A 23,714-nucleotide genomic window follows, 5' to 3' on the forward strand; every position below is an offset into this window, starting at 1 on the left:
ATCGCGCCCCCCAGAAGGAAAACGAAAGAGGTCTCAACGATGCGAGCTCGTCCCACCGCCCTGGTCGGCGCCGCAGCCGTCGCAGCGCTCGCGCTCAGCGCCTGCGGTGCCACCGCTGCCAAGGACTCGTCCGGCTCCGCCTCCGCCGACGGCGGCAAGCCGGCCACCAACCTGCAGCTGATGGTGCCCAACTCGCCCGGCGGCGGGTACGACACGACGGCCCGCGTCGCGGCGAAGGTCATGGAGGCCGAGAAGATCACCGGCCCCGTTCAGGTGTTCAACCTCCCCGGTGCCGGCGGCACGGTCGGCCTGCAGCGGACCGTGAACGAGAAGGAGAACGGCAAGCTCGCCATGCAGATGGGCCTCGGCGTCGTGGGCGCGGCCTACACGCAGAAGTCCAAGGCGACGCTCAACGACACGACGCCGATCGCCAAGCTCATCGAGGAGGCCGGCGCCATCGTCGTGCCCAAGGACTCGCCCTACAAGGACATCAACCAGCTCGTCGACGCCTGGAAGAAGGACCCGAAGAAGCTGGCCGTGGGCGGTGGCTCCTCGCCGGGCGGTCCCGACCACCTGCTGCCGATGCAGCTGGCGAAGGCCGTCGGCATCGAGCCCAAGGACGTCTCGTACGTGTCCTACGACGGCGGCGGCGAGCTGCTCCCCGCGCTGCTCGGCAACAAGATCGCCTTCGGCGCCAGCGGGTTCGGCGAGTTCCTCGACCAGGTCGAGGCCGGCGACGTCCGCGTGCTGGCGGTGACCAGCGAGGAGCCGATCGAGGCCCTGAAGGACGTGCCGACGCTCAAGAGCAGTGGCATCGACCTCGTCTTCACCAACTGGCGCGGCATCGTCGCCCCTCCCGGCATCTCGGAGGAGGACAAGCAGACGTGGATCAAGGCGCTGACCGCGATGCACGACTCCAAGGGCTGGAAGGACGAGATGGCCAAGCGCGGCTGGACCGACGCCTTCCAGACCGGTGACGAGTTCGGCACCTTCCTCAAGGAGCAGGACACCGAGGTCGCCGAGATCCTCAAGCAGCTGGGCCTGGCGTGAGCCAGCAGTCCCTCACGGGCAAGGGCGGGGACCGCGCGCAGTACGCCGTGTGCGCGGCCCTCGCCCTGCTCGGCGTGTTCGTGCTCTTCGACGCCAGCCGGATCGGTGCGGCGTCCAGCAGCAACGACCCGATCGGCCCCAAGCCCGTGCCGATCATCCTCGGCGTCCTGCTCATCGTGGTCGCGGTGTTCTACGCGATCGACGTCGCCCGCGGCGGCGTCGGCGAGGCGGAAGCAGGCGAGGACGTCGACCTCACGACCCGCATCGACACCCGGACCGTCGCCCTGCTCATCGGTGTCTTCATCGCCAACGCGGTGCTCATCGAGCCGCTCGGCTGGGTCATCAGCGGGTCGCTCCTGTTCTGGGGCGCGGCCTTCGCCCTCGGGAACCGTCACCACGTCAGGGGCCTGGTCATCGGCGTCGCCCTGGCACTGGTCACGTTCTACGCCTTCGCGATCGGCCTGGGTGTGAACCTCCCGGCCGGCATCCTGCAAGGGATCCTGTGATGGACAACCTGAACGCCCTCATCGAAGGGTTCGGCGCCGTCCTGACGCCGATGAGCCTGCTCATCGCGCTGCTCGGCGTCACGGTCGGCACTGCGGTCGGCGTGCTCCCCGGCATCGGCCCGGCCATGACCGTCGCGCTGCTGCTGCCGATCACCTACGGCATGGAGCCGACCCAGGCGCTGATCCTCTTCGCCGCGATCTTCTACGGCGGCATGTACGGCGGCTCGACGACCTCGATCCTGCTCAACACCCCGGGTGAGTCCGCGTCGGTGGTCACGGCCATCGAGGGCAACAAGATGGCCAAGGCCGGGCGAGCCGCGCAGGCGCTCGCCACCGCGGCCATCGGCTCGTTCATCGCGGGCACCATCGCCACGCTGGCGCTGGTCTTCGTGATGCCGCAGGTCGTCGAGTTCGCGATCAGCCTCGGCGCCCCGGAGTACCTCGCGATCATCCTCGTCGCCTTCGTCGGCGTCAGCGCGGTGCTGGGCTCGTCGCGGGTGCGCGGGCTGGCCTCGCTGCTCGTCGGCCTGACGATCGGCCTCATCGGCATCGACTTCGTCACCGGCCAGCAGCGGCTGACCCTGGGGGTGCCCCAGCTGGCCGACGGCATCGACGTCGTCGTGGTCGCCGTCGGCATCTTCGCCGTGGGGGAGGCTCTCTGGGTGGCCGCCCACCTGCGCCGCAAGGCCGCGGAGGTCATCCCGGTCGGACGGCCGTGGATGGGCCGGGAGGACTGGAAGCGGTCGTGGAAGCCGTGGCTGCGCGGCACGGCATACGGGTTCCCCTTCGGTGCCATCCCTGCCGGTGGCGCCGAGATGCCGACCTTCCTCTCCTACATGACGGAGAAGAAGCTGTCGAAGCACCCCGAGGAGTTCGGCAACGGAGCCATCGAGGGCGTCGCCGGCCCCGAGGCGGCCAACAACGCCTCTGCCGCAGGCACGCTCGTGCCCATGCTGGCGCTCGGCCTGCCCACCAACGCGACGGCGGCGATCATGCTGGCCGCGTTGCAGGGCTACGGCATGGAGCCGGGCCCGCTGCTGCTCGAGAAGCAGCCGGGCCTGGTGTGGGCGCTCGTCGCCAGCCTCTTCATCGGCAACACCATGCTGCTGGTGCTCAACCTGCCGCTGGCGCCGGCCTGGGCGAAGCTGCTGCAGATCCCCCGGCCCTACCTGTATGCCGGAATCCTCTTCTTCGCGTCGATGGGCGCCTACGCGGTCAACTCCCAGCCGTTCGACCTGTTCCTGCTGCTGGGCCTCGGGTTGCTCGGGTTCGCGATGCGGCGGTTCGGCCTGCCCGTGCTGCCGCTGATCGTCGGCGTCATCCTGGGGCCACTCGCCGAGAAGCAGGCGCGGCGCTCGCTGCAGCTGACCGGCGGCGACCCCTCCGGGCTCATCGGCGGGCCGGTGGCGTGGGTCTGCTACGCCATCATCGCGGTCGTACTGCTGTGGCCGCTTATCGCCAAGGTGCTCAAGACGCGTCGCGGAGACGACCACCACGACGCCGAGAACAAGTCGGAGGTGTCGGTGTGACGGTGCTCGTGGGCTACGTGCCCAACGCGATCGGGGAGTCGGCGCTCACTGCCGCTGTGGACGAGTCGCGCCGCCGCGGGGAGCGGCTGCTCGTCGTCAACATGTCGCGCGACGACGTGCTCGTGGACGCCAAGCGTGCGGGAGAGGACCAGCTCGCCCGGGTGGGGCGCGACCTCGCCGAGCTCGGCACGGTCTTCGAGGTGCGCCAGATCGAGGAGGGCAACGACGCGGCCGACGCGCTCCTGAAGGTCGCCGAGGAGGAGAAGGCGTCGGTGCTCGTCATCGGCATCCGGCACCGCTCACCCGTCGGCAAGCTGCTCCTCGGTTCGGTGGCTCAGCGGGTGCTGCTCGACGCCCCCTGCCCGGTGCTGGCGGTCAAGACGTCCTGATGACGTCGGCGGTGGCCGTGCGGCACGATGGATGTCGGCTGGGGTGTGGCCGCCGCCGGTTTGGAACCAAGTGGGCTGACCGTCGGTGCGAAGGGAGTCTGAGGTGCTGGTTCCGCTGAGGACCGCTGCAGCCGCGTATGCCGCCGTGAATCTGACGGGTTCACTGGTCGCGGTGCGCGACAACCTCCCCGGAGAGATGCTGGGCCACCGGACTCCAGGCTCGGTGGGACGCAATGTCGTACTCGGTCTCGGGAGCGGCTCCAGCGCACCGTGGCCCATGGCCGTGATGGCGCTTGCCGCATCTGCAGCCGCCCGCCGCCGGCCCGTCGATGCCTGGCCTGGCCGTGTGTGCATGGCCATCGGAGGGGGCACCGTCGCTGGTGTGCTGATCGAGCCCGTGTCCTGGGGCCAGCGACCCAGCCGCACCGGGACAGTCGTCAACTGGGCCGCCTGGGCGACCGGGCTGCTGCTCACGATTGCGGGTCACCAGACGGTCGAGAGGGCCCTTCGGGACCGGTGATGGCAGGACGACGTCTCGCATGCGAGACGGTATGCCGTGCGCGCGCCATCCGGATGTGGCGCCCCTCCGCTGCAATGGGAGGCATGACCAGCACTGCCTCCCCCCGCCTCGCGACCGCGCAGGTGACCGTGGGCCTCGGCCCGCTCTCGTTCGAGGACGTGGTCGCCGTCGCCCGCCACGACGCCACGGTGACCGTCGACGAGGACGCCCTCGCCGAGGTGCGGCGGACCCGCGGCGTCATCGAGTCCCTGGCTGACGACGCCCAGCCGCACTACGGCGTCTCCACCGGGTTCGGCGCCCTGGCGACCCGCCACATCCCCGTCGAGCTTCGTGCCCAGCTCCAGCGCTCGCTGGTGCGCTCGCACGCCGCCGGCTCCGGCGCCGAGGTCGAGCGTGAGGTCGTGCGCGCGCTGATGCTGCTGCGCATCTCGACCCTGGCGACGGGCCGCACCGGCGTCCGGGAGGAGACGCTGCAGACCTACGTCGACATGCTGAACGCCGGCATCACCCCGGTCGTGCACGAGTACGGCTCGCTGGGCTGCTCCGGCGACCTCGCCCCGCTGGCGCACTGCGCACTGGCGCTGATGGGCGAGGGCGTCGTCCGCGACGCGGAGGGGGAGCGGATGCCGACCGCCGAGGCCTTCGCCGCGGCGGGCATCACCCCCGTCGAGCTGCGCGAGAAGGAGGGCCTGGCGCTCATCAACGGCACCGACGGGATGCTCGGTCAGCTCGTGCTCGCGGTCACCGACCTGCGCCGCCTGCTCACCGTCGCCGACATCACCGCGGCCATGAGCGTGGAGGGGCAGCTCGGCACCGACGACGTCTTCGCGGCCGATCTGCACGAGCTGCGTCCGCAGCCGGGCCAGGCGCTGTCGGCCGACAACCTGCGAAAGCTGATGCAGGGCAGCGGGATCCGCGAGAGCCACCGCACCGAGGCCTGCACCCGCGTGCAGGACGCCTACTCGCTGCGCTGCTCGCCGCAGGTCGCCGGTGCCGTCCGCGACACCGTGGCGTATGCCGCGCAGGTCGCGGGCTTCGAGCTCGCCTCTGCCGTGGACAACCCCGTCGTGACGAAGGACGGCCGGGTGGAGTCGAACGGCAACTTCCACGGCGCCCCGGTCGCCTACGTGCTCGACTTCCTGGCCATCGTCGCCGCCGACCTGGCCTCGATCTCGGAGCGCCGCACGGACCGGTTCCTCGACACCGCGCGCAGCCACGGGCTGAACGCGTTCCTCGCCGACGACCCCGGCGTCGACTCGGGACACATGATCGCGCAGTACACACAGGCGGCGATCGTCTCGGAGATGAAGCGCCTGGCCGCCCCGGCGTCGGTCGACTCGATCCCCAGCTCGGCGATGCAGGAGGACCACGTCTCGATGGGCTGGTCCGCAGCCCGCAAGCTCCGCCGCTCCGTCGACGGCCTCACCCGCGTGCTGGCGGTCGAGCTGCTCACGGCGGCACGGGCGATCGAGCTGCGCGACCCCGAGCAGCCGAGCCCCGCCACCGGTGCCGTCGTGCGAGCGCTCCGCGCGGCCGGTGCGCCCGGTCCGGGTACCGACCGCTTCCTCGCCCCCGAGATCGAGACCGCCGTGCAGCTCGTCGCCAGCGGCGCTGCCGTCGCGGCCGCGGAGAGCGTCACCGGCCCGCTCAACTGAACCAACCGGCATACCCCCGTCTTGAAACACCAGCGCCCTAAGGAGAACGACATGGAAGGCGCCCGACCCGTCCGCGCCCCTCGCGGCAGCAAGCTCACCGCCTCCCACTGGGGGGCCGAGGCCCCGCTGCGGATGCTCATGAACAACCTCGACCCCGAGGTGGCCGAGCGGCCCGACGACCTCGTCGTCTACGGCGGCACCGGTCGCGCGGCCCGTGACTGGAAGTCCTTCGACGCGATGGTCCGCACGCTGACCACGCTCAAGCCGGACGAGACGATGCTCGTGCAGTCCGGCAGGCCGGTCGGCGTGATGCAGACGCATGAGTGGGCTCCCCGCGTGCTCATCGCCAACTCCAACCTTGTGGGGGACTGGGCAACCTGGCCCGAGTTCCGCCGGCTCGAGCACCTCGGCCTGACGATGTACGGCCAGATGACGGCCGGTTCGTGGATCTACATCGGCACCCAGGGCATCGTGCAGGGCACCTACGAGACGTTCGCCGCCGTGGCCGAGAAGCGGTTCAACGGAACGCTGTCCGGCACGCTGACCCTGACCGGTGGCTGTGGCGGGATGGGCGGCGCGCAGCCGCTGGCCGTCACGCTCAACGGCGGCGTGTGCCTCATCGTCGATGTCGACCCGGCCCGGCTGCACCGGCGCGTGGAGCACCGCTACCTCGACGAGGTCGCCTCCTCGCTCGACGAGGCGGTCGAGAAGGCGCTGAAGGCCAAGGACGAGAAGCGCGCGTGGTCGATCGGTGTCGTCGGCAACGCGGCCAGGGTCTTCCCCGAGCTGCTCCGCCGGGGTGTCGCCATCGACATCGTCACCGACCAGACCTCGGCCCACGACCCGCTCTCCTACCTGCCCGAGGGTGTCTCGGTCGAGGACTGGCACGACTACGCCGAGGCCAAGCCGGAGGAGTTCACCGACCGGGCCCGCGCCTCCATGGCCAAGCACGTGCAGGCCATGGTCGAGTTCCAGGACGCCGGCGCCGAGGTCTTCGACTACGGCAACTCCATCCGCGACGAGGCACGCCTGGGCGGCTACGACCGCGCCTTCGAGTTCCCCGGCTTCGTGCCGGCCTACATCCGCCCGCTGTTCTGCGAGGGCAAGGGCCCCTTCCGCTGGGCTGCGCTGTCGGGTGACCCCAAGGACATCGCGGCCACCGACCGCGCGGTGCTCGACCTGTTCCCGGACAACGACCGGCTGCACAAGTGGATCCGCGGCGCGCAGGAGCGGATCGCGTTCCAGGGCCTGCCCGCCCGCATCTGCTGGCTGGGTTACGGGGAGCGCGACAAGGCCGGGCTCGCGTTCAACGAGCTGGTCCGCTCCGGGGAGGTCAGCGCGCCGATCGTCATCGGCCGCGACCACCTCGACGCAGGTTCGGTCGCCAGCCCCTACCGCGAGACCGAGGCCATGCTCGACGGCTCCGACGCGATTGCCGACTGGCCGCTGCTCAACGCGCTGGTCAACACCTCGTCAGGTGCCTCGTGGGTCTCGATCCACCACGGTGGCGGGGTCGGCATCGGCCGCTCGCTGCACGCCGGCCAGGTGTCGCTGGCCGACGGCACCGACCTGGCCGCCCAGAAGCTCGAGCGGGTGCTCACCAACGACCCGGGCATGGGGGTCATCCGGCACGTCGACGCCGGCTACGACATCGCCGAGCGGGTCGCGGCCGAGCGTGGGGTGCGGGTGCCGATGCGCGAGTCCTGACCGTCTCGGTGCGCCGGTGACGTATGCCGTGGGGGAGGGGCCGCGGCATGCTCACCTCGCTCTTGGGGCAGGATCGGCGCGCATGAGGCTGTGGTCGCTGCACCCGAGGTACCTCGACCGGCAGGGGCTCACCGCCACCTGGCGGGAGGCGCTGCTGGCGCAGGCGGTGCTCGCCGGACGGACGAAGGGGTACACGAAACACCCTCAGCTGCGGCGTTTCTCGGCCACGGTGGAACCAGTCGCCACGGTGGGTGCCTACCTCGAGCAGGTGGCCGACGAGGGCTCTCGTCGGGGGTACCGCTACGACCGCTCTCGCATCATCGAGCGCCCGGCTGAGCGTGCCGGTTGGGTGGGTCGGCTCGAGGTCACCACCGGGCAGCTCGAGCACGAGTGGGGTCATCTGGTCGCCAAGCTCACCCTGCGCAGCGCGGACTGGCTGGCGACGTCGAGCTCCGCGGCGGCACCGGAGGGCCGCGGGACACCCGAGCCGCACCCCCTCTTCCGGGTGGTCGAGGGGCCGGTGGCCGACTGGGAGATCGTCTAGCGCGCCTGGGGCGCGACGGGGTCGGTCACGTCGGCGACCTGTGCCTGCAGCGCCCGGACCACGTCGTCGGCCTGCGCCGTGACCGCCACTCCGTGGGCGCCGGCGCCGATGGAGACGGTGCGACCGGAGACGGTGGCGTCGGCGATGACGGGCCAGGGCCTCAGTGAGCCGAACGGCGTGATGGTGCCGCGCTCGTAGCCGGTGACGTCCTTGGCCGTGCCGGCGTCCGGCATCGAGAGCCGGCTGACCCCGAGCAGCCCCCGCAGCTTGGGCCAGGAGATCTCGCGGTCGCCCGGCACCAGGACGAACAGGTAGTCCTCGTCGGTCCTGCGGACCACGAGGGTCTTGATGATGTCGCGCGGTGCGACGCCACGGGCAGCAGCCGCCTCCTCGAGGGAGCCGACCCGGCCGTGGCGGGTCACGGTGTGCTCGATGCCTGAGGCAGCCAGGGCCCGTGCCGCGCGTGCTTCGCCGTCCGTCGTCATGCGTCGACTCTAGGCCCTGTCGGCGGGGAGCTCGTGCAGATGGGGGCGCCACCGCGACCGGGCCTCGTGCTGCAGGCGTGGGGGGACTACGCCATTCGTCGGTGGTCGCGGTTGCGTCCGTTTACCTTGACTGGACACAGCGCCTGAAGCAGTCCGGGCCGCAGCTGCGCATGAGGTCGGCAGGGGACGCCGACCCTCGCGCCGGGAAGGTCGACGAACACGTCATCAGGGGAATGAGGGGCACCATGCACGCACGCTGGATCCTGACCATGGCGACGAGCGCCGCGGTCGTACTCTCGACGGCCGGGACGGCGTCCGCGGCAGTGATCAACAGGACGCCGGAGCCGTCGTCACATGCCGACGACGGGACGGTCTACAACTCCGTCAGGATCGGTGGCCGCCTCTTCATCGGCGGCAGCTTCACCCGGGTCGACGGCCAGGCGCGGGGCCGCCTCGCAGCCCTTGACGCCTCCACCGGGTCCCTGACGTCGTTCCGCGTGGATGTCGACGGCACGATCGAGGCCCTGGCCACGGACGGCCAGAACATGCTGTTCATCGGCGGCAAGTTCAACAACGTCGGCGGGGCCCGCCGCAACAACCTCGCGGCGATCAACGTGTCGACGGGGACGGTCACCTCCTTCAACCCGGCACCCAACGGCAAGATCCGGTCGCTGGACCACATCGACGGCAAGGTCGTCTTCGGTGGCGGCTTCACCACGGTGGGCGGGGTGGCGACGACCAACCTCGCCGCCGCCGACGCAGGCACCGGTGCGGTCGAGCGGGGCTTCCCGTCGGCCGACGGCGTGGTCCACACGGTGAGGACCAGTGGTTCGAAGGTCTACGTGGGGGGCGACTTCGCCAGGGTGGCGGGCACCGCTCGGCCGCGGGTGGCGGCCCTGTCGGCGTCGGGGCAGCTGCTCGGCTACCGCGCCGCGCTCACCGCGCCGGTGTACGACCTCGTCGAGGACGCTGCGGGGGTCTTCCTGGCCGTCGGCGGCGGCACCAGCAACGGCAACGCGCTCGTCAAGACCACGACGGACGGCGCCGAGGTCTGGCGTGTCACGACCGACGGCAACATGCAGTCCGTCGAGGTGGTCGGTGACACGGTCTACGCGGCAGGCCACTTCAACTACATGTGCGGCACCACCATCAACGGGTGCGGGAGCAGGACGGCGGCGAAGAAGGCGCTCACGGCGGACGCCGGTGGCACGGCGCCGAACGCCTCGGCCTGGGCCCGGTTCAACAGCGCCCTGGGGGTCTGGGACTTCACCGAGGCGTCGGGCAACCTCTACGCGCTGGGCGTCTTCACCACGGTCAACGGCGCCAACGTGCCGCGGATCGCTCGGTTCGCCATCTGAGCCGCCTCGTACCACCCGGGTTGTCGTCTCGCACCCGAGACGAAAACCCGGGTGCGCGCGGCCCCGGGGTGCCGGCCGTGGTGTGCACTGGCCACCAGAGAAGCGCACCGCGAGAAAGGACGGCAGGCGTGGCGCACAGGCCTGGCACGGTGGACTCCCCCCGAGGAGTGGCCAACGTCTTCGACCCGCTCTGGTCGGCCCTCGAGCCGGTCGGCCGTGACCCCCGCACGGGCGGGTACCGCCGGTTCGCGTGGACCCGCGAGGACCACACGCTGCGGGAGTGGTTCGCCGCGGAGGCCGCCGCCCGCGGCCTGGACCTCGTCGAGGACCGCGTCGGCAACCAGTGGGCCTGGTGGGGTGATCCCGACGCCGCCGCGGAGCGGGGCCTGGGCGGCGTCGTCACCGGGTCCCACCTCGACAGCGTCCCGGACGGCGGGGCCTTCGACGGCCCGCTCGGGGTCGTCAGCGCCCTGGTGGCCATCGACCTGCTCCGGGCGGCGGCGGCCCGCGAGGGCTGGCAGCCCGCCCGCCCCATCGGGGTGGTGAACTTCGCCGACGAGGAGGGCGCGCGCTTCGGCGTCGCCTGCGCCGGTTCACGGCTCATCACCGGCGCCCTCGCCGCCTCGAAGGCCCTCGCGCTCACCGATGCCGACGGCACCTCCCTCGCCGAGGCCCTGCGTCGTGCCGGTCGCGACCCGCACGCCCTGGGCCCGGACCCGCAGGCGCTGCGGCGGGTGGGCTGCTTCGTGGAGCTCCACGTCGAGCAGGGCCGTGCCCTCGCAGACCTCGACCACCCGGTCGCCGTGGGCACGGGCATCTGGCCCCACGGCCGCTGGCGCCTCGACTTCCCCGGTGAGGCCAACCACGCCGGCACCACGCGGCTCGCGGACCGCCACGACGCGATGCTCGGGTACGCGGCGGCCGTGCTGACCGCCCGCGCGGCCGCCGAGCGGCACGGGTGCCTCGCCACCATCGGCAAGGTCGCCGTGCAGCCCGGCGGCGTCAACGCCATCCCCAGCGGCGTCACCGGCTGGCTCGACGCCCGCGGGGCCGACGAGGCCGCCGTGCGCGCGACCGTCGACCAGGTGCGTGACGAGGCCCTGCGGGCGGGTGCCACGGTCACCGAGGAGTCGTGGACCCCGACGACGGCCTTCGACGCCGACCTCGCGCGACGGCTCCGGGGCACCCTCGGCGCGGCGGGCCCGAAGGGCCGGCCCGACGGCATACCCGTGCTCGGCACGGGCGCCGGGCACGATGCCGGCATCCTGGCCAACGCCGGCGTGTCCGCGGCGATGCTGTTCGTCCGCAATCCCACCGGTGTCTCCCACTCGCCTCGGGAGTGGGCTGAGCCCGATGATTGTCGAGCCGGGGTCCGTGCCCTGGCGGCGGTGCTCCGGGACCTGGCAGGGGAGGGTGCATGACGACCTACTGGGCTGAGAACGCCTGGCTGCCCGCCGGACCGGCGGCCGGCGTGAGGTTCTCCGTGGTGGACGGGCGCTTCGCGGGGGTGCAGGCCAGGACCAGGCCGGTGGACGGTGACGTGCGGCTGCCCGGTGTCACCCTCCCCGGCTTCGCCAACACCCACAGCCACGCGTTCCACCGCGCCCTGCGCGGACGCACCCACGCCAACGGCGGCAACTTCTGGACGTGGCGCGAGCAGATGTATGCCGTGACGCGCCGCCTCAACCCCGAGACCTACCTCGCGCTGGCGCGCGCGGTGTTCTGCGAGATGGCGCTGGCCGGCGTCACGGTCGTCGGGGAGTTCCACTACGTGCACCACGACGAGGCCGGCAACCCCTACTCCGACCCCAACGTGATGGGCCGCGCCCTGGTGCGCGCGGCCCGGGAGGCCGGGATCCGGATCACCCTGCTGGACACCTGCTACCTCTCTGGCGGCCTCAGCGGTGACGGGCACCTGCCGCTCGACGACGTGCAGCGCCGGTTCACCGACGGGGACGTGGCGGGGTGGGCCGCGCGCCTGGCCGGGCTGGAGGAGGACGACAACACCCGCATCGGCGCCGCGGTGCACTCCGTGCGGGCGGTGCCCCGCGAGCAGCTGGCACCGGTGGGGCAGGCTGCAGCCGGCAAGCCGTTGCACGTCCACCTCAGCGAGCAGCCTGCCGAGAACCACGCCGCCCAGATGTTCTACGGCCGCAGCCCGACCGAGCTGCTGGACGAGGCGGGCCTGCTCGGGCCGCACACCACGGCCGTGCACGCCACGCACATGGCCGACCGCGACATCAAGCTGCTCGGGGCCTCGCGCACGACGGCGTGCTTCTGCCCCACGACCGAGCGCGACCTCGCCGACGGGATCGGGCCCGCCAGGGCGCTCTTCGACGCGGGCAGCCCGATCGCGCTGGGATCCGACCAGCACGTCCTGATCGACCCCTTCGAGGAGCTCCGCGGCCTCGAGATGCACGAGCGGCTGGCCAGCGGCGAGCGGGGCCGGTTCACCCCGCACGAGCTCGTCGAGGCAGCCTCCCCCGCCGGCTACCGCAGCCTGGGGTGGCACGACGGGGGCCGGATCGCGGACGGCGCCCTGGCCGACTTCGTCGTCGTGCGCACCGACAGCGTCAACACGGCCGGCGCCCGGGCGGGCCAGGTCATCTACTGCGCCGACCGGTCAGACATCGAGCACGTCGTCGTCGGCGGCGAGGAGATCGTGCGCCAAGGCCACCATCGCATCGGCAACGTGGGGCGGCTGCTGGTGGAGGCGCTCGACCTCGTGCGCGGCCACGCATGAGCAGCGTCCTCGTCACCGGCATCGGCGAGCTGGTCACCTGTGACGGGACGACCCCTGACCGGCTCGGCATCCGCCGCGACGCCGCCCTGGTGGCCGAGGACGGCCGCATCGCCTGGGTCGGGTCGGCAGCCGCCGCCCCCGGGGCGGACCAGCAGGTCGACGTCGGCGGCCGCGCCGTGCTCCCCGGCTTCGTGGACTCGCACTCGCACCTCGTCTTCGCCGGCGACCGCGCCGAGGAGTTCGCCGCCCGCATGGCCGGCCAGCGCTACGACGGCGGCGGGATCGGTGTCTCCGTCGCGGCCACCCGGGCCGCCACGGACGACGAGCTGCGCAGCCTGGTGCAGGCACGGGTCGCCGAGATGCGCGCGCAGGGCACGACGACGGTGGAGGTCAAGAGCGGCTACGGGCTGACGGTCGAGGACGAGGCGCGCGCCCTGCGCATCGCGGGCGAGTTCACCGCCGAGACCACCTACCTCGGCGCCCACGTGGTCCCGCCGGAGCACGCCGGCGACCGGGCGGCATACCTCGACCTCGTCACCGGGCCGATGCTGGAGGCGGCGGCGCCGTACGCGCGCTGGGTCGACGTCTTCTGCGAGCCGCACTCACCGCACGCCTTCACCGGCGAGGAGGCGCGGGCCGTCCTGGTCGCGGGCCGGGAAGCGGGACTGGGCCTGAGGGTGCACGGCAACCAGCTCGGGCCCGGACCGGGCGTGCAGCTCGCAGTCGAGCTGGGGGCGGCCAGCGTCGACCACTGCACCTACCTGTCGGCGGCCGACGTCGAGGCCCTGGCCAGCGTGGCGGGCACCACGGTGGCGACCCTGCTGCCGGGGGTGGAGTTCTCCACCCGCTCGCCCTACCCGGACGCGCGGGCCCTGCTCGACGCGGGCTGCTCGGTCGCGCTCGCCACCGACTGCAACCCCGGCACCTGCTACTCCTCGTCGATGCCGTTCGTCATCGCGCTCGCGGTGCGCGAGATGGGGCTGACGCCGGGTGAGGCGGTGTATGCCGCGACTGCCGGGTCGGCGCTGTCGCTGCGCCGCAGCGACGTGGGGCGGCTCGAGGTGGGGGCGCGGGCCGACCTCGCGGTGCTCGACGCGCCCTCCCACCTCCACCTCGCCTACCGGCCGGGGGTGCCGATCGCCCGGGCGATGGCCCTGCCGGGCGACGGGTCGGCGCCGGCGACCGACCGGGCCTAGGCCTCGCCCTCCTGCATCGGCGGCGGCATGTGCCCGGTGGACTTCTCGTAGTACTGCGCGGCCTTGCGGGTCACCACGACCCGGGCGGCGCCGACCGCCAGGCCGGTGAGGGCGGCGAACAGGACGGCGTCCTTCCACGGGGTGCGGGGGTCGCGCGGGTCGAGGACCTCGTCGCGTCCCGCCTTCTTCCAGACCGCCTGGACGACCTTGTTGGCCGCGACGCCGGCGAGGAGTGCCGACCCGGTGCCGACGACACGCCACACAAGAGTTCCCACTGCTGCTCCTTCACATCGGCTTCCTGACTCTCCCCACCCTTGCACAGGCTCGGGTAATGTTCCTCGTGTAACGACAGGGGAGCGCGCAAGCGCTGAGAGTGCGGTTCGCCGCAGACCCTCGAACCTGCTCCGGTTAGCACCGGCGAAGGGAGTCGGGAATCTCGAGCACCCGTGTCGGCCCGCGGCGACGCCGTGTGCCGTCGCGGTGCTTCCCCCGAGGTATCCACCGGATCCCACGGGAAGAAGGACCAGCATGAGCACCACGAAGCTCCACACCGCCGCCGCGCGCGGCGCCTCCATCCGCGCCTCCCGCCCCCTGATGGGCTGGCGCACCGTCGACCTGCTGAGCGTGGCCTTCCTCGGCGCCGCGTTCGGGGTCGCCTACTGGGGCTGGGGGATCCTCTACAACGGGCCCCTCTCCGCCCTCCAGTTCGCCTTCGCCCCGCTCGGGGGCCTGTTCGCAGGCACCTGGTTCGTCGCCGGTGTCGTCGGTGGCCTGGTCGTCCGCCGACCGGGCGCCGCGCTGCTGTGCGAGGTGATCGCCGCCCTGGTCTCCATGCTCCCGGGCACCGAGTGGGGCGCGACGGTCCTCGTCTCGGGCATCGTCCAGGGCCTGGGCGCCGAGCTGGTCTTCGCCCTCTTCGGCTACCGCTTCTTCGGCCTCCTGGCAGCGGTGCTCGCCGGGGCGATGGCCGGGCCCTTTGCCGCTGCCTACGAGTCGACCACCTGGATCCAGGACTGGTCGCTCAGCTGGAAGCTGGCGTATGCCGGTGTGCTCGCCTTCTCCGGCGCCGTGGTCGCGGGACTGGGCGGCTGGGCGCTGACGCGGGCGCTCGCGGGCGCCGGGGCGCTGAACGCGTTCCCTCCCGGGCAGGAGGCGCGGGAGCACCGCGCCGTCTGAGGTGCCGGTGTCCGAGGCGTCCACCACCCTGCCCCGGCTCGGCGCCGGGTGGGTCGAGGTGTCCGGCCTGACGTGGCGCCCCTTCGGGCGGCGCGAGCCGGTCCTGCGCGACCTCGACCTCGCCATCCCGGCCGGACAGCGGGTGCTGCTCGTGGGCCCGAGCGGCTCGGGCAAGTCCACCCTGCTGCGGGCGCTGGCGGGAGTGCTCCAGGTCGCCGACTCCGGCGACCTCGAGGGGACGGTCGAGATCGACGGCGTCAGCCCCCACGCCCGGCCCGGCGCCGTCGGGCTCGTGCTGCAGGAGCCCGGGTCGGGCGTCGTCGCCGCCACCATCGGACGCGACGTCGCCTTCGGGCTCGAGAACACCGCCGTGGCGCGCGAGCAGATGCCGTCCCGCGTCGAGCGCGCCCTGGCGTCGGTGCGCCTGGACATGCCGCAGGACACCCCCACGCACGCGCTGTCCGGGGGTGAGCAGCAGCGCCTCGCGCTCGCCGGGGCGCTGGCCCTCGAGCCCGCGCTGCTCCTGCTCGACGAGCCGACCGCCATGCTCGACCCCGAGACCGCGGCCGTGGTGCGCGCCTGCGTGGACGAGGTGGTGGCCGCCGGTCGGCTGACCACCGTGGTCGTCGAGCACCGGCTGGGTCCGTGGGTCGACTTCGCAGACCGCCTGCTGGTCCTCGACCGTGCGGGCAGGCTCGTCGCGGACGGCGACCCGCGGGAGGTCCTGGCCGAGCGCGGCGACGCCCTCGCGGCCGAGGGGATCTGGGTGCCGGGCGTCCCCGCCCCGGAGCCGGCCGGCATACCGCACGGGCTCTTCGGGCAGGGGCCGCTCGGGGCCAACGAGGTGGCGCTCGATGCCGCCGACGTCACCGTCCGCCGCACGGTCCGCACCCTCGACGGGGCCACGCGGAGCACCCTCGCCGTGGACCGCCAGTGGGTGCAGGCGCGGGCCGGCCAGACCTTGGCCCTCGTGGGTCCGAGCGGGTCGGGGAAGTCGACGCTGATGCTGGCGCTGGCCGGACTGGTCGAGGTCGACGACGGCCTCGTGCGGGCCCACCCCTCGCTGGCGGCAGCGGGGGCGAGGAACCCGCGGGACTGGGACACCGTCGACCTCGCTCGGGCCGTGGCCTGGGTGCCCCAGTGGTCCTCCTCGGCGATCGTGGCCACCACGGTGCTCGACGAGGTGATGACCACTCCCCGGGCGGTCGGCATGGTCGAGTCCGAGGCCGAGGCGCGCACCCGTGCCCTGCTGGCCCTCCTCGGCATCGACCACCTCGTGCACGCCGACCCCCGTCACCTCAGCGGTGGCGAGCAGCGCCGGCTCGCGATGGCGGCCGCCGTCGTGCACCAGCCCGCGCTCCTGCTCGCCGACGAGGCCACCGTGGGGCACGACCGCCTCACCTGGGCCGCTGTCATGGGCGTGGTGGAGGGCGTCCGGGACGCGGGGTCGGCGGTCGTCCTCACCACCCACGACGAGGCCGTCGTGACCCGCGCCGACCGCACCGTCGTGCTCGCCCGTCCGGCGCAGCCTCCTGCCCCCCGGGCGCCGCGCCGCCCGCTGCTGGCGCGCTGTGGCCCGCTGTCCCTGCTGCTGGGCAGCGCCCTCTCGATCCCGGCCGGGGTGGTGGCGCAGCACTGGACGGTCGGGCTGGTCGTGCTCGCGCTCCAGGTGGTGCTCGCCGTCATCGGGCTCCTCGCGCCGGGTGAGGGGCCGGCGCCACTGGGCCGCGTGCGCGCCGTCCTCGTGCGCTGCCTCCCCGGTGCGGTCGGGGCCCTGTCGGTGGGCTGGTCGACCTGGCTGTTCGGGGGCAACGACCTCGAGGTCGCGGCGGGTGCCGCGGTGAGGGTCCTGGTCATCGTCTTCCCGTCAGCGGTGCTCATCCGCTTCATCGACACCGATGCCCTGGGCGACCACCTGGCCCAGCGGCTGCGGCTGCCGGCCAGGCCCGTCGTCGCCACGGCAGCGGCGCTGCAAAGGGTGCACACCTTCGGTGACATCTGGGCCGAGATCGCCCGGGCCCGTCGGGTGCGCGGCATCGGCGCCCGGCTGCGCTCGCCCGCAGCGGTGCTCCGGGAGCTGTCCGCCCTGACCATCGGCATGCTCGTCCGCTCGCTCCAGGCGGCGGCGACGCTGGCGGTCGCGATGGACTCGCGGGGGTTCTCCACGGCCCACCGGCGCACGTGGTGGGCGCCCGCGCCGTGGCGCCTCGCCGACACCGTGCTGGTGCTGCTCTCGCTGCTGCCGCTGGCGGTCGCGCTGCTCGCCGGTTCCGCGCCGTAGCCGCCCAGCGGCGGGTGGCCGCTCAGCGGCGGCGTGGCCGGACGAGCCAGGCCAGCAGGAACAGGAGCCCCCCGACGAAGACCGGGATGCCGACGAACTCCGACGACGACAGTCTTGACCCGGTGCGCTCGATGCTCAGCACCGTCAGGACCACAAGGCTCAGCATCGGCAGCAGGCCGTCGGCCAGCAGCAGGGCTCCTGCCTCCTTCGTCCTGCGCAGGCCGAGCGCGGTGAGGGGGACGGCCAGCACCGCCGTGCCGACCGGCACCCCCGAAAGGTCGGTGTCGCCGGTGTGGACCGACTCCACGACGACGTAGACGGCCAGCACCGCCACTCCCAGCGCCAGCCAGCGGGCCGTGGTGCGCGGCCGGACGACGGCCCGGTAGCTCACCATGGCCGCGCCGAGGAGGAGCGTCAACGCGGCGGCGGTGCCCCACCAGCGTCCCAGGTCCTCCACGAGCTGCGCCACGGTGAACAGCACGAGCAGCGCGGAGAACACGGCCGTCAGGACGAAAGCGCCTCGACGCAGCAGGTTCGACACCGTCACCTCCTCGGGCCCCTCATCCCAGAGTCCGGTCGCCCCGGGGGGCGGCACAGGGTCCAACGGCACGTGCCGTCCCGGGCGCGGGAGGATGCCTGCCGTGGCGCACACCGTCCTCTACATCCCCGTTCCCCAGCTCGAGCCCTACATCCGCTGGCGGCACCAGCACGAGGGCCCCGAGTGGCTGTCGCCCGAGGACGACCACGTCCACGCCCATGTCACCGTGCTGGGGCCGTTCGTCCCCGAGGCGGACCTGACGCCCGAGCACGACGCCGACCTCGCTGCGCTGATCGGTGGCGTGCCGGCGTTCGCCTTCACCCTGCGGGAGATCCGGGTCTTCCCCACCGGCCTGGTCCACCTGCGACCGGAGCCGGCGGAGCCGTTCGCGCGGCTGACCGCCGCCGTCGCGGGGCGCTACCCCGGGCACCCGCCGTATGCCGGTGAGTTCGACCCCGTGCCCCACCTGAGCCTGTGCGCGCTGGCGCCGGGGCGTGACGTCCCGCTGGTGCGGGAGGAGCTGGCCGACGTCCTCCCGGTGCGCGCGTCCGCGGAGGAGGTCCGGCTGGTCCGGTACGCCGAGCACGGCACGCGAACCCTGCGCCGCTACCCGCTCGTCGGCTCGGGGCGCTAGGCAGAACGTCCCTTGTCACGGGTGGTCGAGGAGGAGCAAGGTGTCCGGCATGAACCGCGCAGCCGATGCCCGCGAGGTGCGGGACCCCGTCTTCCCTGACCAGATCCGCAACGTCGTCCTCGTCGGGCCGACCGGTGCCGGCAAGACGGCGTTGTTCGACCGCATCGTCGCGGCCACCGTGCCGGGCCGGCGACCACGCGACACCCACGACCCCTCGCTCGCGCTGACGGTGGCGTCGGTCGAGCGCAACGGCGTCGCCGTCAACCTCCTGGACACCCCCGGCCACCCCGACTTCGTCGGCGAGGTACGGGCCGGGCTGCGGGCCGCTGACGCGGCCCTTTTCGTTGTCTCGGCCGTGGACGGGCTCGACGAGGCCACCCGGCTGCTGTGGCGCGAGTGCGAGGCGCTCGGTATGCCGCGGGCCGTCCTGGTGACGCGGCTGGAGGGCGCGAGGGGAGACTTCGAGAGCACGGTGGCGATGTGCCAGCGCACCTTCGGCGACGCCCAGCCGCTCCAGGTGCCGGTGGTGAGCGGCGGGTCCGTGCTGGGGACCTTGAACCTGCTGCGCCGCACGGTGCGCGACCACTCCGGCGACGACCCGGTGCTGCGCGACCCCGACGGTGCCGAGGCCGACCTCATCGAGGACCAGCGCGGCGCGCTCATCGAGTCGGTCATCGAGGAGTCCGAGGACGAGTCGCTGCTCGAGCGCTACCTCGGCGGCGAGGACATCGACCTCGAGGCGGTCGTGGCCGACCTGCGCACCGCGATCGCGACCGCGCGCTTCTTCCCGGTGCTTCCGACGCATGCGCCGACGGGGGTCGGCGTCGAGGACGTGCTCGACCTGGTCGAGCGGGGCTTCCCGTCGCCGGCGGCCTCGCGGATCCCCGCCGTCTACACCCCGGTGGGCGCCGACTTCGGCGAGGTGACGTGCGACCCCGACGGCCCGCTCGTCGCCGAGGTCGTGCGGACGACCACCGACCCGTACGTGGGACGCCTGTCGCTGGTGCGGGTGTTCTCGGGGACGCTGCGCCCGGACGACCCGGTGCACGTCTCTGGGCACCTGAGCCAGTTCGTCGGGCGCACGCTCGAGGGCCATGGTGACCACGACAGCGACGACGAGCGGGTGGGACCGCTGTCCGCGCCCGTCGGTGACGAGATGCGACCCAAGTCGTCGGCCGTCGCCGGCGACATCGCGCTGGTCGCCAAGATCAGCGGCGCAGAGACCTCCGACACCCTGTCGGGCAAGGACAAGCCGGCCCTCGTCGAGCCGTGGGTGCTGCCCGAGCCGCTGCTTCCGGTGGCCATCCACGCCAAGTCCAAGGGCGACGAGGACAAGCTCGGCACCGCCCTGCAGCGCATTGTCGCCGAGGACGTCACCATGCGCCTCGAGCACAACGCGGAGACCCACCAGGTGGTGTTGTGGGCCATGGGGCCCTCGCACGTCGACCAGCTGATCGCGAGCCTGCGCGACCGCTTCCACGTCGAGGTGGAGGTCGAGCCGCTGCGGACCTCGCTGCGCGAGACCTTCGTCCGTCCGGTGGAGGTCCAGGGCCGTCTGGTCAAGCAGTCGGGCGGGCACGGGCAGTATGCCGTGTGCAAGATCCAGGTCGAGCCCCTCGAGCGGGGTGCCGGGTTCGAGTTCGTCGACAAGGTGGTGGGCGGGGCGGTGCCGCGCCAGTTCATCCCCTCGGTGGAGAAGGGCGCGCGGGGCCAGCTCGAGAAGGGGGTGCTGGCCGGCTACCCCTGCGTCGACGTGCGGGTCACCCTCGTCGACGGCAAGGCCCACTCGGTCGACTCCTCGGACATGGCGTTCCAGACCGCCGCAGCCCAGGCCCTGCGGGAGGCGGCCAACGAGTCGACGGTGGCGCTGCTCGAGCCCATCGACGCGGTCGACATCACGGTCGCCGACGAGGCCCTCGGCTCGGTGCTCGCCGACCTGCGCGGGCGGCGCGGCCAGGTGCACGGGACCGAACCCGCCGAGCTCGCCGGCTACACCGTCGTCCACGCCGAGATCCCGGCGCACGAGCTGTCGCGCTACCCGATCGACCTGCGCTCGGTCTCGCACGGCACGGGCACCTTCACCCGGTCCTTCGTCCGCTACGACTACATGCCGGCCGCGCTGGCACGGGATCTGGTCTCGCAGGACTGAGGCCGCGGCCGTGCAGCCGGACCCGCCCCGAGGGGGGAGGCGGAGCGGGCCCGACCTTCAGGCCGGGAAACCGGCCCGGCTCAACGCGTCACGAGCACGCGTCACGAGTGGCGCGCCCTCATGCGCTGCATCTCCGCCTCGACCTCCCGCGGCCCGGGCTCGGGCGAGACGACGTCCCAGATGTGGAACGCGATGCCGATGCCCCAGCCGAAGATGGGGAAGATCGGCCAGAAGAACCCTCCACCCGCGGCGAACCAGATCGCCACGAGCAGCAGGTTCACGGTGACGTAGGCCAGGAGGTGGGCCTTGAGGTCGCGCTTGTCCTTGAGGTGCTTCAGAGCCCGTTCGCGCAGCTCCCGCTCCTGCTCGGGACTCGTCGTGGGTGGCACGTGGTAGTCGGTCATGGTGGTCACCTGCTTTCACCTCCAGCGAACGCAGGGTCGCAGACCGGTGGAAGGGACTTCCGGCCCTGACCGCCCCCCCGGTTACCGCGCCCCTGGGCCGGTGGGGTGGGTCCGCGGCATACCGGCTCTGCGGGGCGACTCCGAGGTGGGAACAATCAGGACGAACCCAAGGTTGAGCCGAACAGACTCAAGTTTTCGGCCTCGGATTTGCGCAGGCAACCGGCGGGCTCCTAACTTGAGTGCAGGCAACTCAAGAACCACCACCTGACCCAACCAGCAGGAGAGTCACCATGGCACGTGCGGTCGGCATCGACCTCGGCACCACCAACTCGGCTGTCGCCGTCCTCGAGGGCGGCGAGCCCACGATCATCGCCAACGCGGAGGGCGGTCGCACCACCCCGTCAGTCGTCGCGTTCTCCAAGGGCGGTGAGGTCCTGGTCGGCGAGATCGCCAAGCGCCAGGCCGTCACCAACGTCGAGCGGACCATCCGCTCCGTCAAGCGCCACATGGGCACCGACTGGAAGTCGCCCGAGATCGACGGCAAGGTCTACACCGCCCAGGAGATCAGCGCCCGCATCCTCCAGAAGCTCAAGCGCGACGCGGAGGCCTACCTCGGCGAGGACGTCACCGATGCGGTCATCACCGTGCCGGCGTACTTCGACGACCATGAGCGCCAAGCGACCAAGGAGGCCGGCGAGATCGCGGGCCTAAACGTCCTGCGCATCATCAACGAGCCCACCGCCGCGGCCCTCGCCTACGGCCTCGACAAGGGCAAGGAGGACGAGCTCATCCTCGTCTTCGACCTCGGTGGCGGCACCTTCGACGTCTCCCTCCTCGAGGTCGGCAAGGACCCCGAGGACGGCTTCTCCACCATCCAGGTCCGCGCGACCAGCGGTGACAACCAGCTCGGTGGCGACGACTGGGACGAGCGGGTCGTGGGCCACCTGCTCACGGTGGTGAAGAACACCAGCGGCGTCGACCTGTCCAAGGACAAGATCGCCATGCAGCGCCTGCGCGACGCGGCAGAGCAGGCCAAGAAGGAGCTGTCCACCGCGACCAGCACCAACGTGTCGCTGCAGTACCTCTCGATGTCCGAGAACGGCCCGATCCACCTCGACGAGACGATTACTCGGGCGCAGTTCGAGCAGATGACCAAGGACCTGCTCGAGCGCACCAAGCAGCCGTTCCACAACGTCATCAAGGACGCCGGCATCTCGCTGTCCGACATCGACCACGTCGTGCTCGTCGGTGGCTCGACCCGCATGCCGGCCGTGAGCAACGTCGTCAAGGAGCTCACCGGAGGCAAGGAGCCCAACAAGGGCGTCAACCCCGACGAGGTCGTCGCCGTGGGCGCGTCCCTGCAGGCCGGTGTCCTCAAGGGTGAGCGCAAGGACGTGCTGCTCATCGACGTCACCCCGCTCTCGCTCGGCATCGAGACCAAGGGCGGCCTCTTCACCAAGCTCATCGAGCGCAACACGGCCATCCCGACCAAGCGCTCCGAGGTGTTCTCCACCGCCGAGGACAACCAGCCGAGCGTGCTGATCCAGGTCTTCCAGGGCGAGCGCGAGATCGCGCAGCACAACAAGCCGCTGGGCACCTTCGAGCTCTCCGGCATCGCCCCGGCCCCGCGTGGCGTGCCGCAGATCGAGGTCACCTTCGACATCGACGCCAACGGCATCGTCAACGTCTCCGCGAAGGACCGCGGCACCGGCAAGGAGCAGAAGATCACCATCTCCGGTGGCTCCGCGCTGGCCAAGGAGGACATCGAGCGGATGGTCAAGGAGGCCGAGGCGCACGCCGAGGAGGACCGCAAGCGGCGGGAGGAGACCGAGGCCCGCAACACGGCCGAGCAGCTGGTCTACTCCACCGAGAAGTTCCTCACCGACAACGCCGACAAGCTGCCAGCCGACGGCCGCGGCCCGGTCGACGCCGCGCTCGAGGACCTCAAGGCCGCCCTCAAGCCGGAGTCGGGCGCGACCGCCGAGGACATCTCGGCCAAGACGTCCAAGCTCTCCGAGGAGTCGCAGAAGCTGGGCACCGCGATGTATGCCGCGGCGTCCGAGTCGGAGGCCGGCGCTGGCGCCGGTGCCGGCGCACAGGGCGGCGCGCAGGGCGGCGGCGGCGCTGACGAGGACGTCGTCGACGCCGAGGTCGTGGACGACGACGAGGACAAGAAGTGACCGAGCACGTCGACCCCCGCGACACGCAGGCCGAGGAGGTGGTGGGCGCGGAGGCTGCAGAGCCTTCGGCGCCCACCGCCGCCCCGGCGGCCGAGAGCCTCGAGGAGTTCGAGGCCGAGCTCGAGGACGAGCAGGACGCCGTCGCCCACCAGGCCCACCACGGCGGGCAGGCCGCGCCGGGCGCCGGCGGAGCCGCCGAGGGCGAGCAGCCCCACCCGGACACCGCGCTCGCGGCCGAGCGGCTGCTCGACCTCCAGCGGTTGCAGGCGGAGTACGTCAACTACAAGCGCCGCGTCGACCGCGACCGCGCGATGGTGCAGGAGCGCGCCGTGCAGGACGTGCTCGAGACGCTGCTGCCGGTGCTCGACGACATCCACGCCGCGCGTGAGCACGGCGACCTGCGGAGCGGCCCGTTCGCCTCGATCGCCGAGAAGCTCGAGCAGACCCTGACGAGGTTCGGGCTGACCCGGTTCGGCGAGGCGGGCGAGACGTTCGACCCCATGCGGCACGAGGCCCTGATGCACACCCAGGCCGAGTTGCCGGAGGGAGCCACCGAGACGACGGTCGTCACGGTGCTCCAGCCCGGCTACCGTGCCGGCGACCAGGTGATCCGCCCGGCACGCGTCGCCGTGGCCGACCCGCAGTAACCACCGCAGAGCGTTCGAGAGGA

Annotated in this window: 22 protein-coding genes and 1 riboswitch; of the genes, 18 read left to right on the top strand and 4 right to left on the bottom strand. The window is 72.4% G+C overall.

What is annotated here, in order from left to right:
- The first annotated feature begins 39 nt into the window (after positions 1–39).
- The 8 genes from P2F65_RS09645 to P2F65_RS09680 all read left to right on the top strand — a co-directional run bounded on the left by P2F65_RS09645 (position 40) and on the right by P2F65_RS09680 (position 7,900).
- Positions 40–1,050, top strand: a complete 1,011-nt coding sequence (locus P2F65_RS09645; RefSeq protein ID WP_275806270.1) for a tripartite tricarboxylate transporter substrate binding protein — start codon at positions 40–42, stop codon at positions 1,048–1,050.
- Positions 1,047–1,556 carry a tripartite tricarboxylate transporter TctB family protein gene (locus P2F65_RS09650; protein WP_275806272.1) on the top strand — a complete coding sequence of 170 codons (510 nt, stop codon included), beginning with the start codon at positions 1,047–1,049 and terminating at the stop codon, positions 1,554–1,556. The genes P2F65_RS09645 and P2F65_RS09650 overlap by 4 nt, the downstream gene beginning before the upstream one ends.
- The gene (locus tag P2F65_RS09655; RefSeq protein ID WP_275806274.1) at positions 1,556–3,085 is read left to right on the top strand and encodes a tripartite tricarboxylate transporter permease; all 1,530 of its coding nucleotides are present in this window, start codon (positions 1,556–1,558) and stop codon (positions 3,083–3,085) included. The genes P2F65_RS09650 and P2F65_RS09655 overlap by 1 nt, the downstream gene beginning before the upstream one ends.
- Positions 3,082–3,474 (top strand): universal stress protein, encoded by a 393-nt coding sequence (locus tag P2F65_RS09660; RefSeq protein ID WP_275806276.1) that lies wholly within the window; start codon positions 3,082–3,084, stop codon positions 3,472–3,474. Before P2F65_RS09655 ends, P2F65_RS09660 begins: the two co-directional genes overlap by 4 nt.
- A gap of 382 nt (positions 3,475–3,856) precedes the next feature.
- On the top strand, positions 3,857–3,994 hold the full coding sequence (locus P2F65_RS09665) for a hypothetical protein (protein WP_275806278.1): 138 nt from the start codon (positions 3,857–3,859) through the stop codon (positions 3,992–3,994).
- Between the two features lie 83 nt (positions 3,995–4,077).
- Entirely contained in the window at positions 4,078–5,649 is a 1,572-nt protein-coding gene (gene hutH, locus P2F65_RS09670) for a histidine ammonia-lyase (protein WP_275806279.1), read from the top strand.
- Positions 5,650–5,700: 51 nt separating this feature from the next.
- Positions 5,701–7,356, top strand: coding sequence for a urocanate hydratase (gene hutU / locus P2F65_RS09675; protein WP_275806280.1), 1,656 nt, complete (start codon positions 5,701–5,703; stop codon positions 7,354–7,356).
- 82 nt (positions 7,357–7,438) lie between these two features.
- Positions 7,439–7,900 carry a pyrimidine dimer DNA glycosylase/endonuclease V gene (locus tag P2F65_RS09680; RefSeq protein WP_275806281.1) on the top strand — a complete coding sequence of 154 codons (462 nt, stop codon included), beginning with the start codon at positions 7,439–7,441 and terminating at the stop codon, positions 7,898–7,900.
- Here the strand turns inward: P2F65_RS09680 and P2F65_RS09685 are convergent.
- Positions 7,897–8,385: a YbaK/EbsC family protein gene (locus P2F65_RS09685; protein WP_275806283.1), complete on the bottom strand. Its 489-nt coding sequence runs from the start codon at positions 8,383–8,385 to the stop codon at positions 7,897–7,899. The two genes, P2F65_RS09680 and P2F65_RS09685, sit on opposite strands and share 4 nt — an antisense overlap.
- Before the next feature lie 245 nt (positions 8,386–8,630).
- Between P2F65_RS09685 and P2F65_RS09690 the strand changes: the two genes are divergently transcribed.
- The 4 genes from P2F65_RS09690 (at position 8,631) to hutI (ending at position 13,682) form a co-directional block, all read left to right on the top strand.
- A complete protein-coding gene (locus tag P2F65_RS09690; RefSeq protein WP_275806285.1) occupies positions 8,631–9,743 on the top strand; it encodes a hypothetical protein in 1,113 nt (370 codons plus the stop codon).
- Between the two features lie 167 nt (positions 9,744–9,910).
- On the top strand, positions 9,911–11,164 hold the full coding sequence (locus P2F65_RS09695; protein ID WP_275807366.1) for an allantoate amidohydrolase: 1,254 nt from the start codon (positions 9,911–9,913) through the stop codon (positions 11,162–11,164).
- On the top strand, positions 11,161–12,486 hold the full coding sequence (locus P2F65_RS09700) for a formimidoylglutamate deiminase (protein ID WP_275806287.1): 1,326 nt from the start codon (positions 11,161–11,163) through the stop codon (positions 12,484–12,486). Before P2F65_RS09695 ends, P2F65_RS09700 begins: the two co-directional genes overlap by 4 nt.
- The gene (hutI, locus tag P2F65_RS09705) at positions 12,483–13,682 is read left to right on the top strand and encodes an imidazolonepropionase (protein WP_275806289.1); all 1,200 of its coding nucleotides are present in this window, start codon (positions 12,483–12,485) and stop codon (positions 13,680–13,682) included. The genes P2F65_RS09700 and hutI overlap by 4 nt, the downstream gene beginning before the upstream one ends.
- Here hutI and P2F65_RS09710 read toward each other — a convergent pair.
- Entirely contained in the window at positions 13,679–13,957 is a 279-nt protein-coding gene (locus P2F65_RS09710) for a DUF4235 domain-containing protein (RefSeq protein ID WP_275806291.1), read from the bottom strand. The two genes, hutI and P2F65_RS09710, sit on opposite strands and share 4 nt — an antisense overlap.
- A gap of 65 nt (positions 13,958–14,022) precedes the next feature.
- Positions 14,023–14,125, top strand: a riboswitch (TPP riboswitch).
- 85 nt (positions 14,126–14,210) lie between these two features.
- Here P2F65_RS09710 and P2F65_RS09715 point away from each other — a divergent pair.
- Entirely contained in the window at positions 14,211–14,858 is a 648-nt protein-coding gene (locus P2F65_RS09715; RefSeq protein ID WP_275806292.1) for an ECF transporter S component, read from the top strand.
- A gap of 7 nt (positions 14,859–14,865) precedes the next feature.
- Positions 14,866–17,139 (top strand): ATP-binding cassette domain-containing protein, encoded by a 2,274-nt coding sequence (locus P2F65_RS09720; protein WP_275806293.1) that lies wholly within the window; start codon positions 14,866–14,868, stop codon positions 17,137–17,139.
- Positions 17,140–17,161: 22 nt separating this feature from the next.
- Here P2F65_RS09720 and P2F65_RS09725 read toward each other — a convergent pair whose 3' ends face one another.
- On the bottom strand, positions 17,162–17,680 hold the full coding sequence (locus P2F65_RS09725) for a hypothetical protein (RefSeq protein ID WP_275806295.1): 519 nt from the start codon (positions 17,678–17,680) through the stop codon (positions 17,162–17,164).
- 100 nt (positions 17,681–17,780) lie between these two features.
- On the opposite strand from P2F65_RS09725, the gene P2F65_RS09730 reads away from it, so the two are divergent.
- Together P2F65_RS09730 and P2F65_RS09735 are read left to right on the top strand one after the other, a co-directional pair.
- Positions 17,781–18,311 carry a 2'-5' RNA ligase family protein gene (locus P2F65_RS09730; protein WP_275806297.1) on the top strand — a complete coding sequence of 177 codons (531 nt, stop codon included), beginning with the start codon at positions 17,781–17,783 and terminating at the stop codon, positions 18,309–18,311.
- Positions 18,312–18,360: 49 nt separating this feature from the next.
- Positions 18,361–20,460: an elongation factor G-like protein EF-G2 gene (locus P2F65_RS09735; protein ID WP_275806299.1), complete on the top strand. Its 2,100-nt coding sequence runs from the start codon at positions 18,361–18,363 to the stop codon at positions 20,458–20,460.
- A 101-nt stretch (positions 20,461–20,561) separates the two neighbouring features.
- Here the strand turns inward: P2F65_RS09735 and P2F65_RS09740 are convergent, their stop codons facing one another.
- A complete protein-coding gene (locus P2F65_RS09740; protein ID WP_275807369.1) occupies positions 20,562–20,864 on the bottom strand; it encodes a 2TM domain-containing protein in 303 nt (100 codons plus the stop codon).
- Between the two features lie 290 nt (positions 20,865–21,154).
- On the opposite strand from P2F65_RS09740, the gene dnaK reads away from it, so the two are divergent.
- Entirely contained in the window at positions 21,155–23,044 is a 1,890-nt protein-coding gene (dnaK, locus tag P2F65_RS09745; RefSeq protein WP_275806301.1) for a molecular chaperone DnaK, read from the top strand.
- The gene (gene grpE / locus P2F65_RS09750) at positions 23,041–23,691 is read left to right on the top strand and encodes a nucleotide exchange factor GrpE (RefSeq protein WP_275806302.1); all 651 of its coding nucleotides are present in this window, start codon (positions 23,041–23,043) and stop codon (positions 23,689–23,691) included. Before dnaK ends, grpE begins: the two co-directional genes overlap by 4 nt.
- Positions 23,692–23,714 lie beyond the last annotated feature (23 nt).

Origin of the sequence: Knoellia sp. p5-6-4, assembly GCF_029222705.1 — a bacterium.
Classification (GTDB): Bacteria; Actinomycetota; Actinomycetes; order Actinomycetales; family Dermatophilaceae; genus Pedococcus_A.